The sequence below is a fragment of the Streptomyces spectabilis genome (assembly GCF_008704795.1).
In the GTDB taxonomy this organism is placed as follows: Bacteria; Actinomycetota; Actinomycetes; order Streptomycetales; family Streptomycetaceae; genus Streptomyces; species Streptomyces spectabilis.
On record NZ_CP023690.1, the window covers coordinates 2,015,069 to 2,030,775 of the forward strand.

General features: G+C 72.3%; 14 protein-coding genes and 1 riboswitch. Of the genes, 2 read left to right on the forward strand and 12 right to left on the reverse strand.

Annotated features, from left to right (window positions below):
• Positions 1-58: 58 nt before the first annotated feature.
• The 10 genes from CP982_RS08480 to ribD form a co-directional block, all read right to left on the reverse strand.
• On the reverse strand, positions 59-1,120 hold the full coding sequence (locus CP982_RS08480) for a hemolysin family protein (RefSeq protein ID WP_150509955.1): 1,062 nt from the start codon (positions 1,118-1,120) through the stop codon (positions 59-61).
• Complete coding sequence (locus CP982_RS08485; RefSeq protein ID WP_150509956.1) at positions 1,117-2,490, reverse strand: hemolysin family protein; 1,374 nt, start codon at positions 2,488-2,490, stop codon at positions 1,117-1,119. Before CP982_RS08485 ends, CP982_RS08480 begins: the two co-directional genes overlap by 4 nt.
• 198 nt (positions 2,491-2,688) lie before the next feature.
• Positions 2,689-3,141 (reverse strand): PH domain-containing protein, encoded by a 453-nt coding sequence (locus CP982_RS08490; RefSeq protein ID WP_150509957.1) that lies wholly within the window; start codon positions 3,139-3,141, stop codon positions 2,689-2,691.
• 20 nt (positions 3,142-3,161) lie between these two features.
• Positions 3,162-4,010, reverse strand: coding sequence for an ATP phosphoribosyltransferase (hisG, locus tag CP982_RS08495; RefSeq protein ID WP_150509958.1), 849 nt, complete (start codon positions 4,008-4,010; stop codon positions 3,162-3,164).
• A gap of 87 nt (positions 4,011-4,097) precedes the next feature.
• Complete coding sequence (locus tag CP982_RS08500; protein WP_030674739.1) at positions 4,098-4,370, reverse strand: phosphoribosyl-ATP diphosphatase; 273 nt, start codon at positions 4,368-4,370, stop codon at positions 4,098-4,100.
• A 35-nt stretch (positions 4,371-4,405) separates the two neighbouring features.
• The gene (ribH, locus tag CP982_RS08505) at positions 4,406-4,891 is read right to left on the reverse strand and encodes a 6,7-dimethyl-8-ribityllumazine synthase (protein ID WP_150509959.1); all 486 of its coding nucleotides are present in this window, start codon (positions 4,889-4,891) and stop codon (positions 4,406-4,408) included.
• Between the two features lie 43 nt (positions 4,892-4,934).
• Positions 4,935-6,263, reverse strand: coding sequence for a bifunctional 3,4-dihydroxy-2-butanone-4-phosphate synthase/GTP cyclohydrolase II (locus tag CP982_RS08510; protein WP_150509960.1), 1,329 nt, complete (start codon positions 6,261-6,263; stop codon positions 4,935-4,937).
• Positions 6,260-6,925 carry a nicotinamide mononucleotide transporter family protein gene (locus tag CP982_RS08515; protein WP_150509961.1) on the reverse strand — a complete coding sequence of 222 codons (666 nt, stop codon included), beginning with the start codon at positions 6,923-6,925 and terminating at the stop codon, positions 6,260-6,262. The genes CP982_RS08510 and CP982_RS08515 overlap by 4 nt, the downstream gene beginning before the upstream one ends.
• Positions 6,922-7,536: a riboflavin synthase gene (locus CP982_RS08520; protein ID WP_150509962.1), complete on the reverse strand. Its 615-nt coding sequence runs from the start codon at positions 7,534-7,536 to the stop codon at positions 6,922-6,924. The genes CP982_RS08515 and CP982_RS08520 overlap by 4 nt, the downstream gene beginning before the upstream one ends.
• A 2-nt stretch (positions 7,537-7,538) precedes the next feature.
• Positions 7,539-8,633: a bifunctional diaminohydroxyphosphoribosylaminopyrimidine deaminase/5-amino-6-(5-phosphoribosylamino)uracil reductase RibD gene (ribD, locus tag CP982_RS08525; protein ID WP_150509963.1), complete on the reverse strand. Its 1,095-nt coding sequence runs from the start codon at positions 8,631-8,633 to the stop codon at positions 7,539-7,541.
• 159 nt (positions 8,634-8,792) lie between these two features.
• Positions 8,793-8,923: riboswitch (FMN riboswitch) on the reverse strand.
• A gap of 321 nt (positions 8,924-9,244) precedes the next feature.
• Here ribD and CP982_RS08530 point away from each other — a divergent pair.
• On the forward strand, positions 9,245-11,578 hold the full coding sequence (locus CP982_RS08530) for a chitinase C-terminal domain-containing protein (protein WP_150509964.1): 2,334 nt from the start codon (positions 9,245-9,247) through the stop codon (positions 11,576-11,578).
• A gap of 195 nt (positions 11,579-11,773) precedes the next feature.
• Here the strand turns inward: CP982_RS08530 and CP982_RS08535 are convergent, their stop codons facing one another.
• The gene (locus CP982_RS08535; RefSeq protein ID WP_150509965.1) at positions 11,774-12,940 is read right to left on the reverse strand and encodes an ROK family transcriptional regulator; all 1,167 of its coding nucleotides are present in this window, start codon (positions 12,938-12,940) and stop codon (positions 11,774-11,776) included.
• Between the two features lie 150 nt (positions 12,941-13,090).
• On the opposite strand from CP982_RS08535, the gene CP982_RS08540 reads away from it, so the two are divergent.
• On the forward strand, positions 13,091-14,314 hold the full coding sequence (locus tag CP982_RS08540) for an MFS transporter (protein WP_150509966.1): 1,224 nt from the start codon (positions 13,091-13,093) through the stop codon (positions 14,312-14,314).
• 7 nt (positions 14,315-14,321) lie between these two features.
• Here CP982_RS08540 and CP982_RS08545 read toward each other — a convergent pair whose 3' ends face one another.
• The gene (locus tag CP982_RS08545; RefSeq protein ID WP_150509967.1) at positions 14,322-15,611 is read right to left on the reverse strand and encodes an alginate lyase family protein; all 1,290 of its coding nucleotides are present in this window, start codon (positions 15,609-15,611) and stop codon (positions 14,322-14,324) included.
• Positions 15,612-15,707 lie beyond the last annotated feature (96 nt).

A 15,707-nucleotide genomic window follows, 5' to 3' on the forward strand; every position in this document is an offset into this window, starting at 1 on the left:
CCGCGCGCTCGTCCTCAAGCGCCGGACGGGCTGGACATGCCCGTCCGGCGCTGATCGGTCAGCGCACCAGTTCCTTCCCCCGTGTCGCCCGTGGCACCGTCACCCGGTGGGCCGGGTCCCTGACCTCGCCGACCAGGAGCTCCAGGACGTCCTCCAGGGCCACGAGACCGAGGATCCGGCCGGAGGCGTCGGCGACCTGCGCCAGGTGGGTCGCGGCGTGCCGCATCACCGACAGGGCGTCGTCCAGGGGCAGTTCGGCCCGCAGCGTCGTCATCTGGTGCCAGACGTGCTGCGGCACCGCACGGTCGGTGTCCTCCAGGTCGAGGACGTCCTTGACGTGCAGATAGCCCATGAAGGCACCGCTCTCCGCGCGGACCGGGAAGCGGGAGTAGCCGGTGCGGGCGGTGAGGTCGACGACCTGGTCGGGGGTGACCGACGGGCCGACGGTGACCAGGGACGCGCTGTCGAGCAGGACGTCGGTGACCGGGCGCGAGCCCAGTTCGAGGGCGTCCTCCAGGCGCTCCTGCTCCTGCGGGTCGAGCAGGCCCGCCTGGCCCGCGTCCTCGACCAGACGGCCCAGCTGCACGCTGGTGAAGACCGCCTCGACCTCGTCCTTGGGCTCGACCCGGAACAGCCGCAGGATCACCCGGGCGCAGGCGCCGAGCGCGGCCGTCACCGGGCGGCACAGCCGGGCGAAGGCGACCAGGCCCGGACTGAGCCAGAGCGCGGTCCGCTCCGGCGCCGCCATCGCGAGGTTCTTCGGGACCATCTCGCCGATGACGAGGTGCAGGAAGACGACCACCGCGAGCGCGATCACGTACCCGAGGGGGTGGATCACGCTCTCCGGCAGATGGGCCGCCTCGAACAGCGGCTCCAGGAGGTGCGCCACCGTCGGCTCGGCGACCGCGCCGAGCGTCAACGAGCAGACGGTGATGCCGAACTGGGCGGCGGCCATCATCTGCGGCAGGTGTTCGAGGCCGTACAGGACCTGGCGGGCCCGGGCCGTGCCGAGCGGCTCGATCTGGCTGCGGCGCACGGAGACGAGCGCGAACTCGGCCCCCACGAAGAAGCCGTTGGCGAGCACGAGCAGGAGGGCGAGGAGGAGCTGGAGGGCGCTCATACCACCGCCTCCGCGACGGCCCTTTCCCCCGCGGCGGCGGTCGCCGGGTCGCCGCCCGCCCGCGTGCCCGCGGTCCGTACGAGCCGTACGCGCTCGGCGCGGTAGTGCCCGACCTGGCGCACCGCGAGCCGCCAGCCCGGCAGCTCGGCCCGGTCGCCGGGCGCCGGGATGCGCCCGAGCAGATCGGCGACGAGCCCGGCCACCGTCTCGTACGGCCCCTCGGGGACGTCGAGTCCTATGCGCTGGAGCGTGTCGACGCGGCAGCCGCCGTCGGCGTCCCAGGCCGGGCGGCCGTCCTCGGGCGGAGCCGCGGCGAGCTCGGGCAGGTCCTGGCGGTCGTGCTCGTCGCGGACCTCGCCGACGAGCTCCTCGACGATGTCCTCCAGGGTGACGACGCCCGCCGTGCCGCCGTACTCGTCGACGACGACGGCCATCGGCTGCTCGCTGCGGAGCCGCTCCAGGAGGGGCTGCACGGGCAGCGTCTCGGGGACGAGCAGCGGCGCCTTGGCGATGCGGCTCACGGGCGTGCGAAGGCGTGCGTGCCCGGGCACGGCGAGGGCGTCCTTGAGGTGGACCACGCCGACGATCTCGTCGATCCGCTCGCGGTAGACCGGGAAGCGGGACAGACCGGTGGCGCGGGTCAGGTTGACCACGTCCTCGGCGGTCGCGGACGACTGCAGCGCGCTGACCTTCACGCGCGGCGTCAGCACGTGCTGCGCGGTGAGCTCGCCGAGCGAGAGGGTGCGCACGAACAGGTCGGCGGTGTCCTGCTCCAGGGCCCCGGCGCGGGCCGAGTGCCGGGCGAGCGACACCAGTTCGCCGGGGGTGCGGGCGGAGGCCAGCTCCTCGGTGGGCTCGACGCCGAGGGCGCGGACGAGCCGGTTGGCCACGGCGTTCAGGGCGGCGATCACCGGCCGGAACAGCCGTGCGAAGACGTGCTGCGGCCCCGCCACGAAGCGGGCCACCTGGAGCGGCCTCGACACCGCCCAGTTCTTCGGCACGAGTTCGCCGATCACCATCTGCACGGCGGACGCGAGGAGCATGCCGACGGCCACGGACACGCCGGGAACCGCCGCTTCGGGCAGACCCACGGAGGTGAACGGGCCCGCGAGCAGGTGCGCGAGGGCCGGTTCGGCGAGCATGCCGACGACGAGGGAGGTGAGGGTGATGCCGAGCTGTGTGCCCGACAGCTGGAAGGACAGCTCCTTCAGGGAGCTCACGACCCTGCGGGCGCGGCGGTCGCCGTCGGCCGCCGCCTTCTCGGCATCGGGTCGCTCGACGGTGACGAGGCCGAACTCGGCAGCGACGAAGAAGCCGTTGGCGAGGATCAGCAGGAAGGCCGCTCCGAGGAGCAGCAGGGGGATGGTCATGATGCCGCCGCCTCGCCCGGTGCGCGGGTCCCGGTATGTCGGGAGGGGGCGGCGCAGGTACTACAGGACGATCCGTCCATCGCCGGAGGGAGTCACTCCTCGGGTAGCAGGAGCCCCTGGGGGCCGCGGGCCCGGCAGGGGCGGGGCGGCACACCGGGCCGACCCCGCCACCAGGTTAATCAAGACCCCCCGCCGGGGTCAGCCGTGCTCGCTGCCCGAACGCGCGTCGGCGAGGGCGCGCAGCGCCCGGGCGTCGCTGATGGCCTGCTGCTTGGCGATGCCCGGCTGGATGCCGAGGGCCGGCAGGCTGGTGCCGTCGGTGAGGTTGAGGAACACCCAGGGGTCCCCGGGGCGCAGATTGACCTGGACGATCTCGGCCCAGGCGAGACGGCGCCGGGTGGCGATGTTGACGACGGTCACGCCGGACTCGTCGGCGATCACCTTGGGCCTGCTGAGCAGCACGAGCGCACCGGAGAGCAGTGCTCCGGTGAAGACGAAGCTGACGCGCTCGCCCGGGTTGAGGTCGGGCAGGATCACCGCGATCACCACCAGGACCGCGAAGATGGCGGCCGCGGCGGCGAGCAGGACGGCGCGGGTGCGTCCGGGCCGGAAGGTGACCGGGAGCGCGGGCGGGGCGGAGGACTCAGTCATGACGGTGCTTCCCTGTCCGGTCACAGGCGGCAGGCGTGGATCGCCGTGGTCAGGATGGCGCGCGCGCCGATGGCGTACAGGTCGTCCATGACCCGCTGGGCGTCCTTGGTGGGCACCATCGAGCGGACGGCGACCCAGCCCTCGTTGTGCAGCGGGGAGATGGTCGGCGACTCCAGGCCGGGGGTGAGGGCCACGGCCTGCTCCAGGTGCTCGGCGCGGCAGTCGTAGTCCATCATCACGTACGTACGGGCGACCAGGACGCCCTGGAGGCGGCGCAGGAACTGCTGCACCTTGGGGTCGTCGGCCTCGGCGCCGGTGCGCCGGATGACCACGGCCTCGGACTTCATGATCGGCTCGCCGAACACCTCGAGGCCCGCGTTGCGCAGGCTGGTGCCGGTCTCCACGACGTCCGCGATCACCTGGGCGACGCCCAGTTCGATGGCGGTCTCGACGGCGCCGTCCAGGTGGATGACGGAGGCGTCGACGCCGCTGTCGGCCAGGTGCTTGGCGACGATGCCCTCGTAGGAGGTGGCGACGGTGCGGCCCGCGAGGTCCGCGAGGCCCTGCGCGGTGCCCGGCTTGGCGGCGAAGCGGAAGGTGGAGCGGGCGAAGCCGAGCGGCAGGATCTCCTCGGCGTTGGCGCCGGAGTCGATCAGCAGGTCGCGGCCGGTGATGCCGATGTCGAGCTTGCCCGAGGAGACGTAGATGGCGATGTCGCGCGGGCGCAGGTAGAAGAACTCGACCTCGTTCTCGGGGTCGACGATGACGAGTTCCTTGGACTCGCGGCGCTGCTGGTATCCGGCCTCATGCAGCATCGCCGACGCAGGTCCGGACAGTGAACCCTTGTTGGGGACGGCGATGCGCAGCATGAGGTCGGATTCCTTTGCGTGAAGGTGCGGGTGTGTAGATGCGGGGCAGGGCGGCGTACTACATGCGCGCCGGATAGAACGTTCGTCCTAGAGGTGGGCGTATACGTCGCTGAGGGAGATGCCGCGGGCGACCATCATCACCTGTACGTGGTACAGGAGCTGCGAGATCTCCTCGGCGGCGGCTTCCTTGCCCTCGTACTCGGCGGCCATCCACACCTCGGCGGCCTCCTCGACGACCTTCTTGCCGATGGCATGGACGCCCTTGTCCACCAGTTCCGCGGTGCGGGAGGTGGCGGGGTCGCCGTGGGCTGCCTTGTGCTGGAGCTCGGTGAAGAGCTCCTCGAAAGTCTTCTTGGACATGATGCCGTTCACTCTACGCGCCCCCGGGTGGGCCCTCAGCGCCAGGGCTCGGAGATGCTGCGCAGGGTGGCCGCCGTCGCGACGGCGGCCGTGACCGCCTCGTGCCCCTTGTCCTCGGTGGAGCCCTCCAGGCCCGCGCGGTCCAGGGCCTGCTCGTCGGTGTCGCAGGTCAGCACGCCGAAGCCGATCGGCACGCCGGTGTCGACGGACACCTGGGTCAGGCCCTGGGTGACGCCCTGGCACACGTACTCGAAGTGCGGGGTGCCCCCGCGGATCACGACGCCGAGGGCGACGATCGCGTCGTAGCCGCGGCCCGCGAGGACCTTGGCGACGACCGGCAGCTCGAAGCTGCCGGGCACGCGAAGGAGCGTCGGCTCGTCGATGCCGAGCTCGTGCAGGGCGCGCAGCGCGCCGTCGACGAGGCCGTCCATGACCTTCTCGTGCCACAGGGCGGCGATGACGGCGACGCGCAGGTCACCGCAGTTCTTCACGCTCAGTTCGGGGGCACCCTTGCCGCTCACGCGCTTCTCCTAGGGGTGGTGGGGAGGACGGTCACTGGTTGGGTCACTGATTGCCGCAGGCGGACATGTCCGTGGCGTCGAGCCAGGGCAGGTCGTGGCCCATGCGGTCGCGCTTGGTGCGCAGATAGCGCAGGTTGTGCTCGCCCGCGGTGACCGGCATGGGCTCGCGGGCGATGACCTTGAGGCCGTGGCGGGCGAGCGCCTCGGTCTTGTCGGGGTTGTTGGTCAGCAGGCGCAGGCTGCGCACGCCGAGGTCGTCGAGGATCTGGGCACCCGCGCCGTAGTCGCGGGCGTCGGCGGGCAGGCCCAGCTCCAGATTGGCGTCCAGGGTGTCGCTGCCGCGCTCCTGGAGCTCGTACGCGCGCAGCTTGGACATCAGGCCGATGCCGCGGCCCTCGTGGCCGCGCAGATAGACCACGACGCCTCGGCCCGCCGCGGCGATGCGCCGCATGGACTCCTGGAGCTGGGGGCCGCAGTCGCAGCGCAGGGAGTGGAAGACGTCGCCGGTCAGGCACTCGGAGTGGACGCGCACCAGGACGTCCTCGCCGTCCTGGATGTCGCCGTGGACGAGCGCCACGTGCTCGACGCCGTCGGCGGTGGAGCGGTAGCCGTACGCGGTGAACTCGCCGAAGGCCGTGGGCAGGTGGACCTCGGCCTCGCGGCGCACGGTGGGTTCGGCGGAGCGCCGGTAGTCGATCAGGTCCTCGATGGAGATGATGGTCAGTCCGTGCTTCCGTGCGAAGGGGATCAGCTGGGGCAGGCGCAGCATGCGTCCGTCCTCGCCGGCGATCTCGACGATGGCCCCGGCGGGGCGCAGGCCGGCGAGCCGCGCGAGGTCGACGGCGGCCTCGGTGTGCCCGGGTCGGGCGAGGACGCCGCCGTCCTTGGCGCGCAGCGGGAAGATGTGGCCGGGGCGGACGAAGTCGTCGGCCTTGGCCTTGCCGCCGGCGAGCATCTGGAGGGTGGTGGCGCGGTCGGCGGCGGAGATGCCGGTGGTCACGCCGTGCGCGGGGCCCGCGTCGACGGTCACGGTGAAGGCCGTGCTCATCGACTCGGTGTTCTCCGTGACCATCTGCGGCAGTTCGAGGCGGTCGAGCTCGTCGGCCTCCATGGGGGCGCAGATCAGGCCGCGGCACTCGGTCATCATGAAGGCGACGATCTCGGGGGTCGCCTTCTCGGCGGCGACGACGAGGTCGCCCTCGTTCTCCCGGTTCTCGTCGTCGACGACCACGACGGGGCGGCCCGCGGCGATGTCCCGGACGGCCAGTTCGACGGGGTCGAGGCAGAGGTCCTCGGAGTTGTCGGTCGTGTAGTAGAAGGGGTGCACCGGCCCGGCGTCATCGGGGGCGGCGGGAGGCGTGTGGGTGGTCATGCCGGGGCTCCTTCGATGACGGGCTGCGGCTGCGGGGCGGCGGCGCCGCGCGAGCGCAGCCACCAGTCGCGCAGGCCCCACAGCACCAGGGCGAGGTAGACGACGTACACGAGGCCGGAGAAGGCGAGTCCGCTGGAGAACGCGAGCGGCACCCCGACGACGTCGACGAGCAGCCACGCGAACCAGAACTCGACCAGGCCGCGTGCCTGGGCGACCATCGCGGCGAGCGTGCCGACGAATATGTAGGCGTCCGGCCAGGGGTTCCAGGACAGGTCGGGCACGGCGGAGAACAGCGCGCCGACCGCGAGGGTGCCGACCGCCGTGCCGCCGATGAGCAGTCCGCGCTCCTTCCAGGTGGCGAAGCGGACGGCGATGGATCCGTCCTGCGCCTTCTGGCTGCCGCGGGTCCACTGCCGCCAGCCCCACACCGCGACGCCGATGACGAGGAGCTGCTTGCCGACGCCGCCGGAGAGCTGCGCGGAGGCGTACGCGGCCACGAGGATCACGCCGGACAGGAACTGGGCGGGCCAGGTCCAGATCGAGCGGCGCCAGCCGAGGGCGAGGGCGATCAGGCCGACGCTGTTGCCGACCATGTCGGACCACATGATGTGCTGGCCGAAGGCCGTGAAGGCCTCCGCGTTGAGCCAGTCGAACTGGTTCATCGAGTGGTCTCCTGTGTCTGGGCGCGGGAGCCGAGCAGGCGCTCCACGTACTTGGCGATGATGTCGACCTCGAGGTTGACGGGGTCGCCGGACTGCTTGACGCCGAGCGTGGTGAGCGCGAGCGTCGTGGGGATGAGGCTGACGGTGAAGTAGTCGGGCCCGGCGTCGACGACGGTCAGGCTGACCCCGTCGACGGTGATGGAGCCCTTCTCGACCACGTAGCGGGCGAGGTCGGCGGGCAGGGCGATCTTGACGATCTCCCAGTTCTCGGAGGTCTTGCGGTCGAGCACGGTGCCGGTGCCGTCCACGTGGCCCTGCACGATGTGCCCGCCGAGCCGGGCGCCCACGGCGGTGGGGCGCTCCAGGTTGACCTTCGAGCCGGGCGCGAGCGCGCCGAGGCTGGAGCGGTTCAGCGTCTCGGCCATCACGTCGGCGGTGAACTCGTCGCCCTCGTGGTCGACGACGGTCAGACATACGCCGTTGACGGCGATGGAGTCGCCGTGCTTCGCGCCGTCGGTGACGACGGGACCGCGCAGGCGGAAGCGGGACGCGTCGGCCAGGGTCTCGACGGCGGTGACTTCGCCCAGCTCTTCGACGATTCCGGTGAACACGCTCAGTGCTCCTTCGTTGCGAGGGTGGCGGTGATCCGCAGATCGGGTCCGATGCGGACGGCCTCGGTCATGTCGAGCCGCAACGCTTCGGTGACGGTGGTGATTCCGCCGCCGCTGAGGACGGCGGGGCCCGCGCCGAGCAGCGCGGGCGCGAGATAGCCGACGACGCGGTCGACGGCGCCCGCGGCGACGAAGGCTCCGGCGAGCGTGGCGCCGCCCTCGAGCAGGACGGAGCGCACGTCGCGGGCGTGCAGCGCGGCGAGCAGGGCCGTGACGTCCAGGCCTCCCGCGGCCCGCGGCAGGCGCACCGTGTCGGCGCCGGACGGGGCGGCCACCGCGTCGTCGGAGTCGTCGGCCACCGCGATCAGCGTGGGGGCCGCGTCGTCCAGGACGCGGGCGCCGGGGCGCACGGCGGTGCCGCGGGTGTCGACGACGACCCGCAGCGGCTGGCGGGCGCCCTCGATGCCGCGCACGGCGAGGTGCGGGTCGTCGGCGCGCTGGGTGCCGGAGCCGACCACGACGGCGTCGCACTCGGCGCGCAGGCGGTGCACGTCGGCGCGGGCCTCGGCGGAGGTGAGCCAGCGGCTGGTGCCGTCGGCGGCGGCGGTGCGGCCGTCGAGCGTGGCGGCGTACTTCCAGGTGACGTGGGGGCGGCCGCGGCGCACGGAGGTCAGCCAGGCGGCGTTGGCCTCCTCGCCCTCGGCCGCGAGCAGGCCCGCCTCGACGTCGACCCCGGCCGCGCGCAGGGTGGTCGCGCCGCCGGTGGCCTGCGGGTTCGGGTCGCCGACCGCATAGACGACGCGGGTGATCCCGGCGTCGACGAGGGCCTGGGCGCAGGGCCCTGTGCGGCCGGTGTGGTTGCAGGGTTCGAGGGTGACGACGGCGGTGGCGCCGCGGGCCCGGTCGCCCGCCGCGCGCAGGGCGTGGACCTCGGCGTGCGGGCCGCCCGCGCGCTGGTGGTAGCCCTCGCCGACGGTGCGTCCGGTGGCGTCGACGATGACGCAGCCGACGACCGGGTTGGGGCTGGTGAAGCCGAGTCCGCGCACGGCGAGTGCGAGCGCGTGCCGCATGGCGGCTGCTTCGGCCTGGGTGGCCACCGGGTCCTCCTGCCTCTTCGGGCACGGACTCCGGGGCACGTCGATGACGACGCATACGTACGAGCGGGAGCACAGGGGGCCGCGGACGCCGGAAGGGACCTGTCCCCTGTCAGGAACAAGCCACTACGACGACACGGCACACAGAGGTGTGCCCACTCGCCGCGCACTGCCTCCCATCCGGACTTTCACCGTCGGTCCAGGAGTTTCACCTGGTCAACCGGCCACTGGAGGTGACCGGGTCGCGGACTGTAACCGCCGGTTCGGAATTACACCGACCCCGGAGTGCGCTGCTTTTGGTACGCAGCCAGTGTGCCACGCCCGGTAGCGGCCGTGCGGGCCGCCTTCTGTGGGCTGGCTCACAGAACGCGACGCGCACCCCCTGACACGGCCCGGCCGGATCATGTCGCCCCGTTCTGACCGGATTCCGCCGAGGGCCGGTCCGGAAATGGCGAATCCCCCTCCGCAACAGGGTTGGTCCATACCTATTGACGCTCTGGTCTAGTCCTTTTAACGTCTGCGTCACTCTGCGGAAAGGCCCGCCCGGTGTGCGCACATCGTGGGCCGACGTCCCCGTCCGTTGTGCGACACCGAGCCTCCCCAGGAGGAACAACGTGCCCACCCCCACTCGCGCGAGAACCACGCTCCTGGCCACCGGCGCCGCCGTCGCCGGTCTGCTCCTGAGCACGCTCGCCGCGACGACGTCCCAGGCCGCGGACCCCGTGGCCAACGAGTCGTGCAGACCCGACGGCCTCTACCAGACCCCCGGCGTCGACGTCCCCTACTGTTCCGTCTACGACGCCGACGGCCGCGAGAAGATGGGCGCCGACCACCAGCGCCGCGTGATCGGCTACTTCACCGGCTGGCGCACCGGCAAGAACGGCGAGCCCGCCTACCTGGCGTCCGACATCCCCTGGGACAAGGTCACCCACCTCAACTACGCCTTCGCGCACGTCGACAAGGACAACAAGATCTCCGTCGGCTCCGACGGCGAGAAGAACGCCGCCACCGGCATGACGTGGCCGGGCGTCGCGGGCGCCGAGATGGACCCCGGGTTCGCCTACAAGGGCCACTTCAACCTCCTGAACAAGTTCAAGAAGAAGCACCCGAACGTGAAGACCCTGGTCTCCGTGGGCGGTTGGGCCGAGACCGGCGGCTACTTCGGCGACGACGGCAAGCGCGTGAACTCCGGCGGCTTCTACTCGATGGCCACCAACGCCGACGGCTCGGTGAACCAGGCGGGCATCAGCACCTTCGCCGACTCCACCGTCGAGTTCATCAGGAAGTACGGCTTCAACGGCGTCGACATCGACTACGAGTACCCGACGACGATGAAGGACGCGGGCAACCCGCTCGACTGGCAGCTCGCCAACGGCCGCCGCGCGGGCCTGGTCAAGGGCTACGCGGTACTGATGAAGACGCTGCGCGAGAAGCTCGACAAGGCCGGGGCCGCCGACGGCAGGCACTACCTGCTGACCGTCGCCGCGCCCTCCTCCGGCTATCTGCTGCGCGGCATGGAGACCTTCCAGGTCCAGAAGTACCTGGACTACGTCAACATCATGTCGTACGACCTGCACGGCGCCTGGAACGAGTACGTGGGCCCGAACGCCTCGCTGTACGACGACGGCAAGGACGGCGAGCTCGCGGCCGCGGGCGTGTACGGCAGCCAGCAGTACGGCGGCATCGGCTATCTCAACACCGACTGGGCCTACCACTACTTCCGCGGCTCGATGCCCGCGGGGCGCATCAACATCGGCCTTCCGTACTACACGCGCGGCTTCAAGAACGTGCAGGGCGGCACGGACGGCCTGTGGGGCAAGGCGGCCACGACGAACTGCCCGGCCGGTTCAGGGCTCACCAAGTGCGGTGACGGCGCGGTCGGCATCGACAACCTGTGGCACGACAAGGACGACAACGGCAAGGAGTCCCCGGCCGGGTCGAACCCGATGTGGCACGCCAAGAACCTGGAGAAGGGCGTCGTCGGGGACTACGTGACCAAGTACGGCTTCCCCGCCGACACCAAGCTCACCGGCACCTACGCCCGCAAGTACGACTCGACGCTGGTCGCGCCCTGGCTGTGGAACGCCGACAAGAAGGTGTTCCTGTCCACCGAGGACGAGCAGTCCGTGAAGGCCAAGGCCGACTACGTGGTCGACAAGGGCATCGGCGGCACCATGGTGTGGGAGCTGGCCGGTGACTACAGGTTCAACGCCGGCAAGGGCCAGTACGAGATCGGTGACACGCTCACCACGGCCATGTACGAGAAGTTCAAGTCGGCCACCCCGTACGGCGCGAAGGTCGCGGGCAAGGACCTGCCGGCGAAGGCCGTGGACATCGGCGTGGAGTTCGGCGACTTCAAGCTCGGCGACTCCAACTACCCGATCACGCCCAAGCTGAAGATCACCAACAACACGAAGACGACGCTGCCCGGCGGCACGGAGTTCCAGTTCGACTACTCCACCTCGGCCCCCGCCAACGCCTCCGACCAGTCCGGCTTCGGCACGAAGGTGATCAGCAGCGGCCACACCGGGACCAACGTGGGCGGTCTGAAGGGCGACTTCCACCGCGTCTCGCTGAAGCTGCCCGCCTGGCAGACCCTCGCGCCCGGCGCGTCCGTGGACCTGTCGTTCAACTACTACCTGCCGGTGTCGACGCCCTCGAACTGGACGGTGAACATCGGCGGTACGACCTACGCGCTCGCCGGTGGCCTGGCGCGCGGCACGACGGTGGTCGAGCCCGGCACGGGCCCCGGCCCGACGGACCCGCCCGGGCCGACGGACCCGCCCGGCAAGTGCACCCCGCCCGCGTGGAGCGCGACCTCGGAGTACGGCTCCGGGACCACCGTGTCCCACAAGTCGCACACCTGGAAGGCCAAGTGGTGGACGAAGGGCGAGGAGCCCGGCGCCACCGGTCAGTGGGGCGTCTGGCAGGACCTGGGAGCCTGCTGACCCTCTGAACGAACGCCCCCCATACGCCCGGCGGCGGGAAGAACTGCCCTTGCCCCGCCGCCGGGCTCTCCACACACTGCGTTACTGGAGCGCCCCGAGGGGGCGCGGGACTGTGTCAATATGCGGCTCCGCCGCGCGGGCGCGACCAGCCACCCCCCACCCGCAGAGACCGAGGCAGCCCAACCCCAACGACGCTTACGTCGCAAAAAGCTCTTCCTGCGCTGCATCCCGCGCGGTGAGCAACGCCCCCCGCAACACCGCCGCGCCGCCCAGCGCACTGGCCCGCACCTCCGTCCGCAGCGGCGACATCGCGGCGACCCGCTCCCCCACGCGCTCGGCCAGCGCCTGACCCCCCGCACGCCCCAGCTCCCCGCCGAGCACCACGCACCCGGGATCGAGCACGGCCGCGACGGAGGCGGCGCCGATGGCCACGCGCCCGGCGAGCGCGGCCAGGAACGGCTCGTGGGCCGTCTCCACCGCGTGCCGCACGAGCGCGGCGGCGGGCAGCTCGCCCGGTTCGGGCTCGGCCTTCAGGCCGTGGTCCGCCGCCAGGTCCGCCACGGCCCCCGACCCGGCGAGCGTGTGGAAGCCGCCGTCGCAGGCGGTCGCCGAGGGCAGCCCGTCGGTGCCCGGCACCGGCAGGAAGCCGATCTCGCCGGTGCCGCCGGACGCGCCCCTGCGCAGCACGCCGTCCAGGACGACGGCCGCGCCCGTGCCCGCGCCGAGCCACAGGAGCACGAAGGTGTCGCGGTCGTGCGCGGCGCCGTCGCGCCGCTCGGCGCGGGCGGCCAGATTGGTCTCGTTCTCCACCAGGACGCGCGCCGGGAGCCGGTCCGTCAGGGCGGTCACCAGACGGCGGTGCCAGGCGGGCAGGCCCGCCGAGTCGCGCAGGTCGCCGGTCGCGGGGTCGATCAGGCCCGGCGCGCCCACGCCGACCGTGTGCAGTCGCGTGGCACCGGCCGCGCCCGCGGTGCGCTCGACGAGGGCGACGGCCCGCTCGACGGCGCTCCCGGTGCCCGTGCCGTCACCCATCGGGAGAGAGGCCTCGGCGAGCGGCGTGCCCAGCAGATCGGCGACCACGATGGCGACGCTCTCCGTGCGGACGTCGAGGGCGGCCAGCTGGGCCCGGTCGGCGACGATGCCGTACAGGCGCGCGTTGGGGCCCCGGCGACGCTCCCCCGCCTCGCCGACGACCGCGATCAGGCCGGAGTCCTGCAGCCGCTCCACGAGGTCCGCGACGGAGGGGCGGGACAGGCCGGTGAGCTGCTTCAACTGCCCTGCCGTCAAGGGGCCTTCGCTTTGCAGGAGGCGCAGCGCGAGCCGGTCGTTGATGGCCCGAGCGGTGCTCGGTGATGCGGGCATGGCCGGATCCTTCCACAGCGCTCGTACCGGTCCGCCGGGGCGGCGTCCGTGCTGCGCGCGATATTCGGTTCCCTGACCCTCTTCTATCAGGCAGGGTTCCTGATAGTTTACTGCGGCGGTCCCGGAGGGGACGGTGAAGGGGTGGAGCGGATGAGTGAGGGGCAGGGCCAAGTGGTGTACAGCAAACCGCAGTTGAGCCGGGCGCGGCTCGCGGTCGCGGTCATCTTCTGCGTGCACGGCTCGGTCGCCGGGTCGTTCGCGACCCGGGTGCCGTGGATCCAGGACCACGCGGATGTCAGCGCCGGGATGCTCGGCCTCGCGCTCGCGTTCCCCGCGATCGGCGCCTCGGTGGCGATGCCGCTCGCGGGCTGGGTGAGCCATCGCTTCGGCGCCCGCGCCGCGCTGCGCGGGCTGCTCGCGCTGTGGACGCTGGCGCTCACGCTCCCCTCGCTCGCGCCGAACCTGGTCACGCTGTGCGCGGCCCTCTTCGTGTACGGCGCGACCTCGGGCATGGCGGACGTCGCGATGAACGCGCTCGGCATCGAGGTCGAGACCCGCATGGAGAAGTCCATCATGTCCGGCCTGCACGGCATGTGGAGCGCGGGTGCCCTGCTCGGCTCGGCGGGCGGCACGGTCGCGGCGCACCTCGGCTCGGACGCGCGCGTGCACCACGCGCTCGCCGCCGCGGTGCTCACCGTGGCCGGTCTCGTGGCCTGTCAGGGCGTGCTCGACCTGCGCAGCGCGCCGGAGGAGGAGGCGCCGCCGCGCTTCACGCTGCCGCCGAAGTCGGCGCTGCTCATCGGCGCGGTCGGATTCTGCGCGGTGTTCGCGGAGGGGGCGAGCCTGGACTGGTCGGCGGTGTATCTGAAGGACGTGCTCGACTCGTCGGCGGGACTGGCCGCCGCGTGCACCACGGGCTTCACGCTGACCATGGCCATCGCCCGGTTCGCGGGCGACAAGGTGGTCGACCGGTTCGGCGCGGTGCGCACGGTGCGCGTGAGCGGGGCGTTCGCCGCGCTCGGCGGGCTCCTGGTGGTGACGGCGCCGAACGCGGCCCTCGCCATGACCGGCTTCGCGCTGATGGGCCTCGGCATCGCCGTCGTCGTGCCGCTGGCGTTCGCCGCGGCCGGGCGCAGCGGGCCCAACCCCAGCCAGGCCATCGCGGGCGTCGCCACCATCACGTACACGTCGAGCCTGATCGCGCCGTCGGCGATCGGCACGCTCGCCGACGCCACCAGCCTGGTCACCTCCTTCGGTCTGGTCACCGTGCTCGCGTGCGGGCTCATGGTCTTCGCCGGGGTGCTGCGCACGGCCGGGCGGACGCCCGCGCAGGCGTCCGCCCCGCAGACGGCGCCGGTGGACCGCAAGGGCTGAGGCGGCCTCAGCCCGCGAGGGAGTCCAGCTGCTCCGCCGCGGGCCGCAGCGCCCACAGATCGCCGCCGGGCGGGGCCGCGAGCTGCGCCACCGCGGCCCGTGCCGCCCGGTCGCCCGCGTCGGCGGCCGCGTGCACGACGTCGGTCGCCGCGTACCGGCGGAAGTCGAGCTCGGGGTGGGGCCACGGCCGCTCCCCGGTGGCGGCGGGCAGCAGATAGCGGACGGCCTTGACCAGGCTCTGCCCGGCGGGGCCGCGGTGGGCCCAGAGGTCGACGCCCACGTGCCGGCCGATGTCGGCCAGGCGCGCGTAGGCGACCAGGTCGAAGGTCGAGTAGTGCCAGCTGCGGGTGCGGCCCAGCTCCTGCGGCTGGCCGCCGTCGGCGGCGATCTGCGGGTCGATCCGCAGGGCGCGCGCGTCCCGGACCGTCTTGCGGGCGAGGGCCTCGTCGCCGGTGGCGAGGGCGAGGCCGGCGAGCTGGAGGTCGTAGAAGGTGCCGTGGTTGTTCTTCGCGGCGCGTTCCTGCCTGCCGAAGTCGCTGTGCGTCAGCCAGTCGCGGAAGTCCTCGTTCCAGTCGGTCATCCGCGCGCGGTCGGTCCGCGTCCAGCCGGGGGCGCCCGCGGCGAGGATCGCCTGGGCGTCCAGGACGCTCGTGTAGGACTGCGAGAAGTCGATGATGCCGATGGCGCGGCCGTCGTACTTGCAGGGGATGAACTGACCGTGGTCGAGGCGCGGGTTCATCCGGGTCGCCGGGTCCAGGAACCAGGTGCGCAGGACGGTCGCGGCGTGCTCGGCGTACCTCCGCTCGCCCGTGTAGTACCAGGCGAGGGACAGCTCGTAGGCGGAGTCGAAGACGTTCTCCAGGTCGCGGCGGTCGGTGCCGGTGTCGACCTCGGGGTTGCGCTCGCCGTCGCGCTGCTCGTACGGGCAGCCCCAGGGGTTCTCGGGGGTCCTCGGCGCGGTCGGCCACCAGTAGGGGGCCTGGCTCAGATAGTCGTGCGGGTCGCCGCCGGGCGCGGGCCTCGGTTTGTCGACAACGGTCCAGGGGCCCTGGCCGAGCCAGCGGTCGGCGCGGGCCGTCAGGCCCCGCAGGGCGCGCCATAGTCGGGGGTCGCCCTTGTCCAGGCGCTGTTTGGCGGCGGCGAGGCGCCGGCCGTCGAGGACGACGGTGTCGGGCACGACGCGCGGCCCCGCCGCGGCGGCGGGAGCGGGCAGGGGCACCGCGGCGAGGGTCACCGCCGCCAGCAGGGCACCTATGGAGGAGCGGACGAAGAAGCGGGCGAAGAAGCGGGCTCTCATGACACTCCGATCAGATACGTGAACGTAGTTCATCGACCTGGCTGCGCCACCGTACCGGAAGCCGTCGGAAAGAAGTCGCACTTACGTCGCATTAAC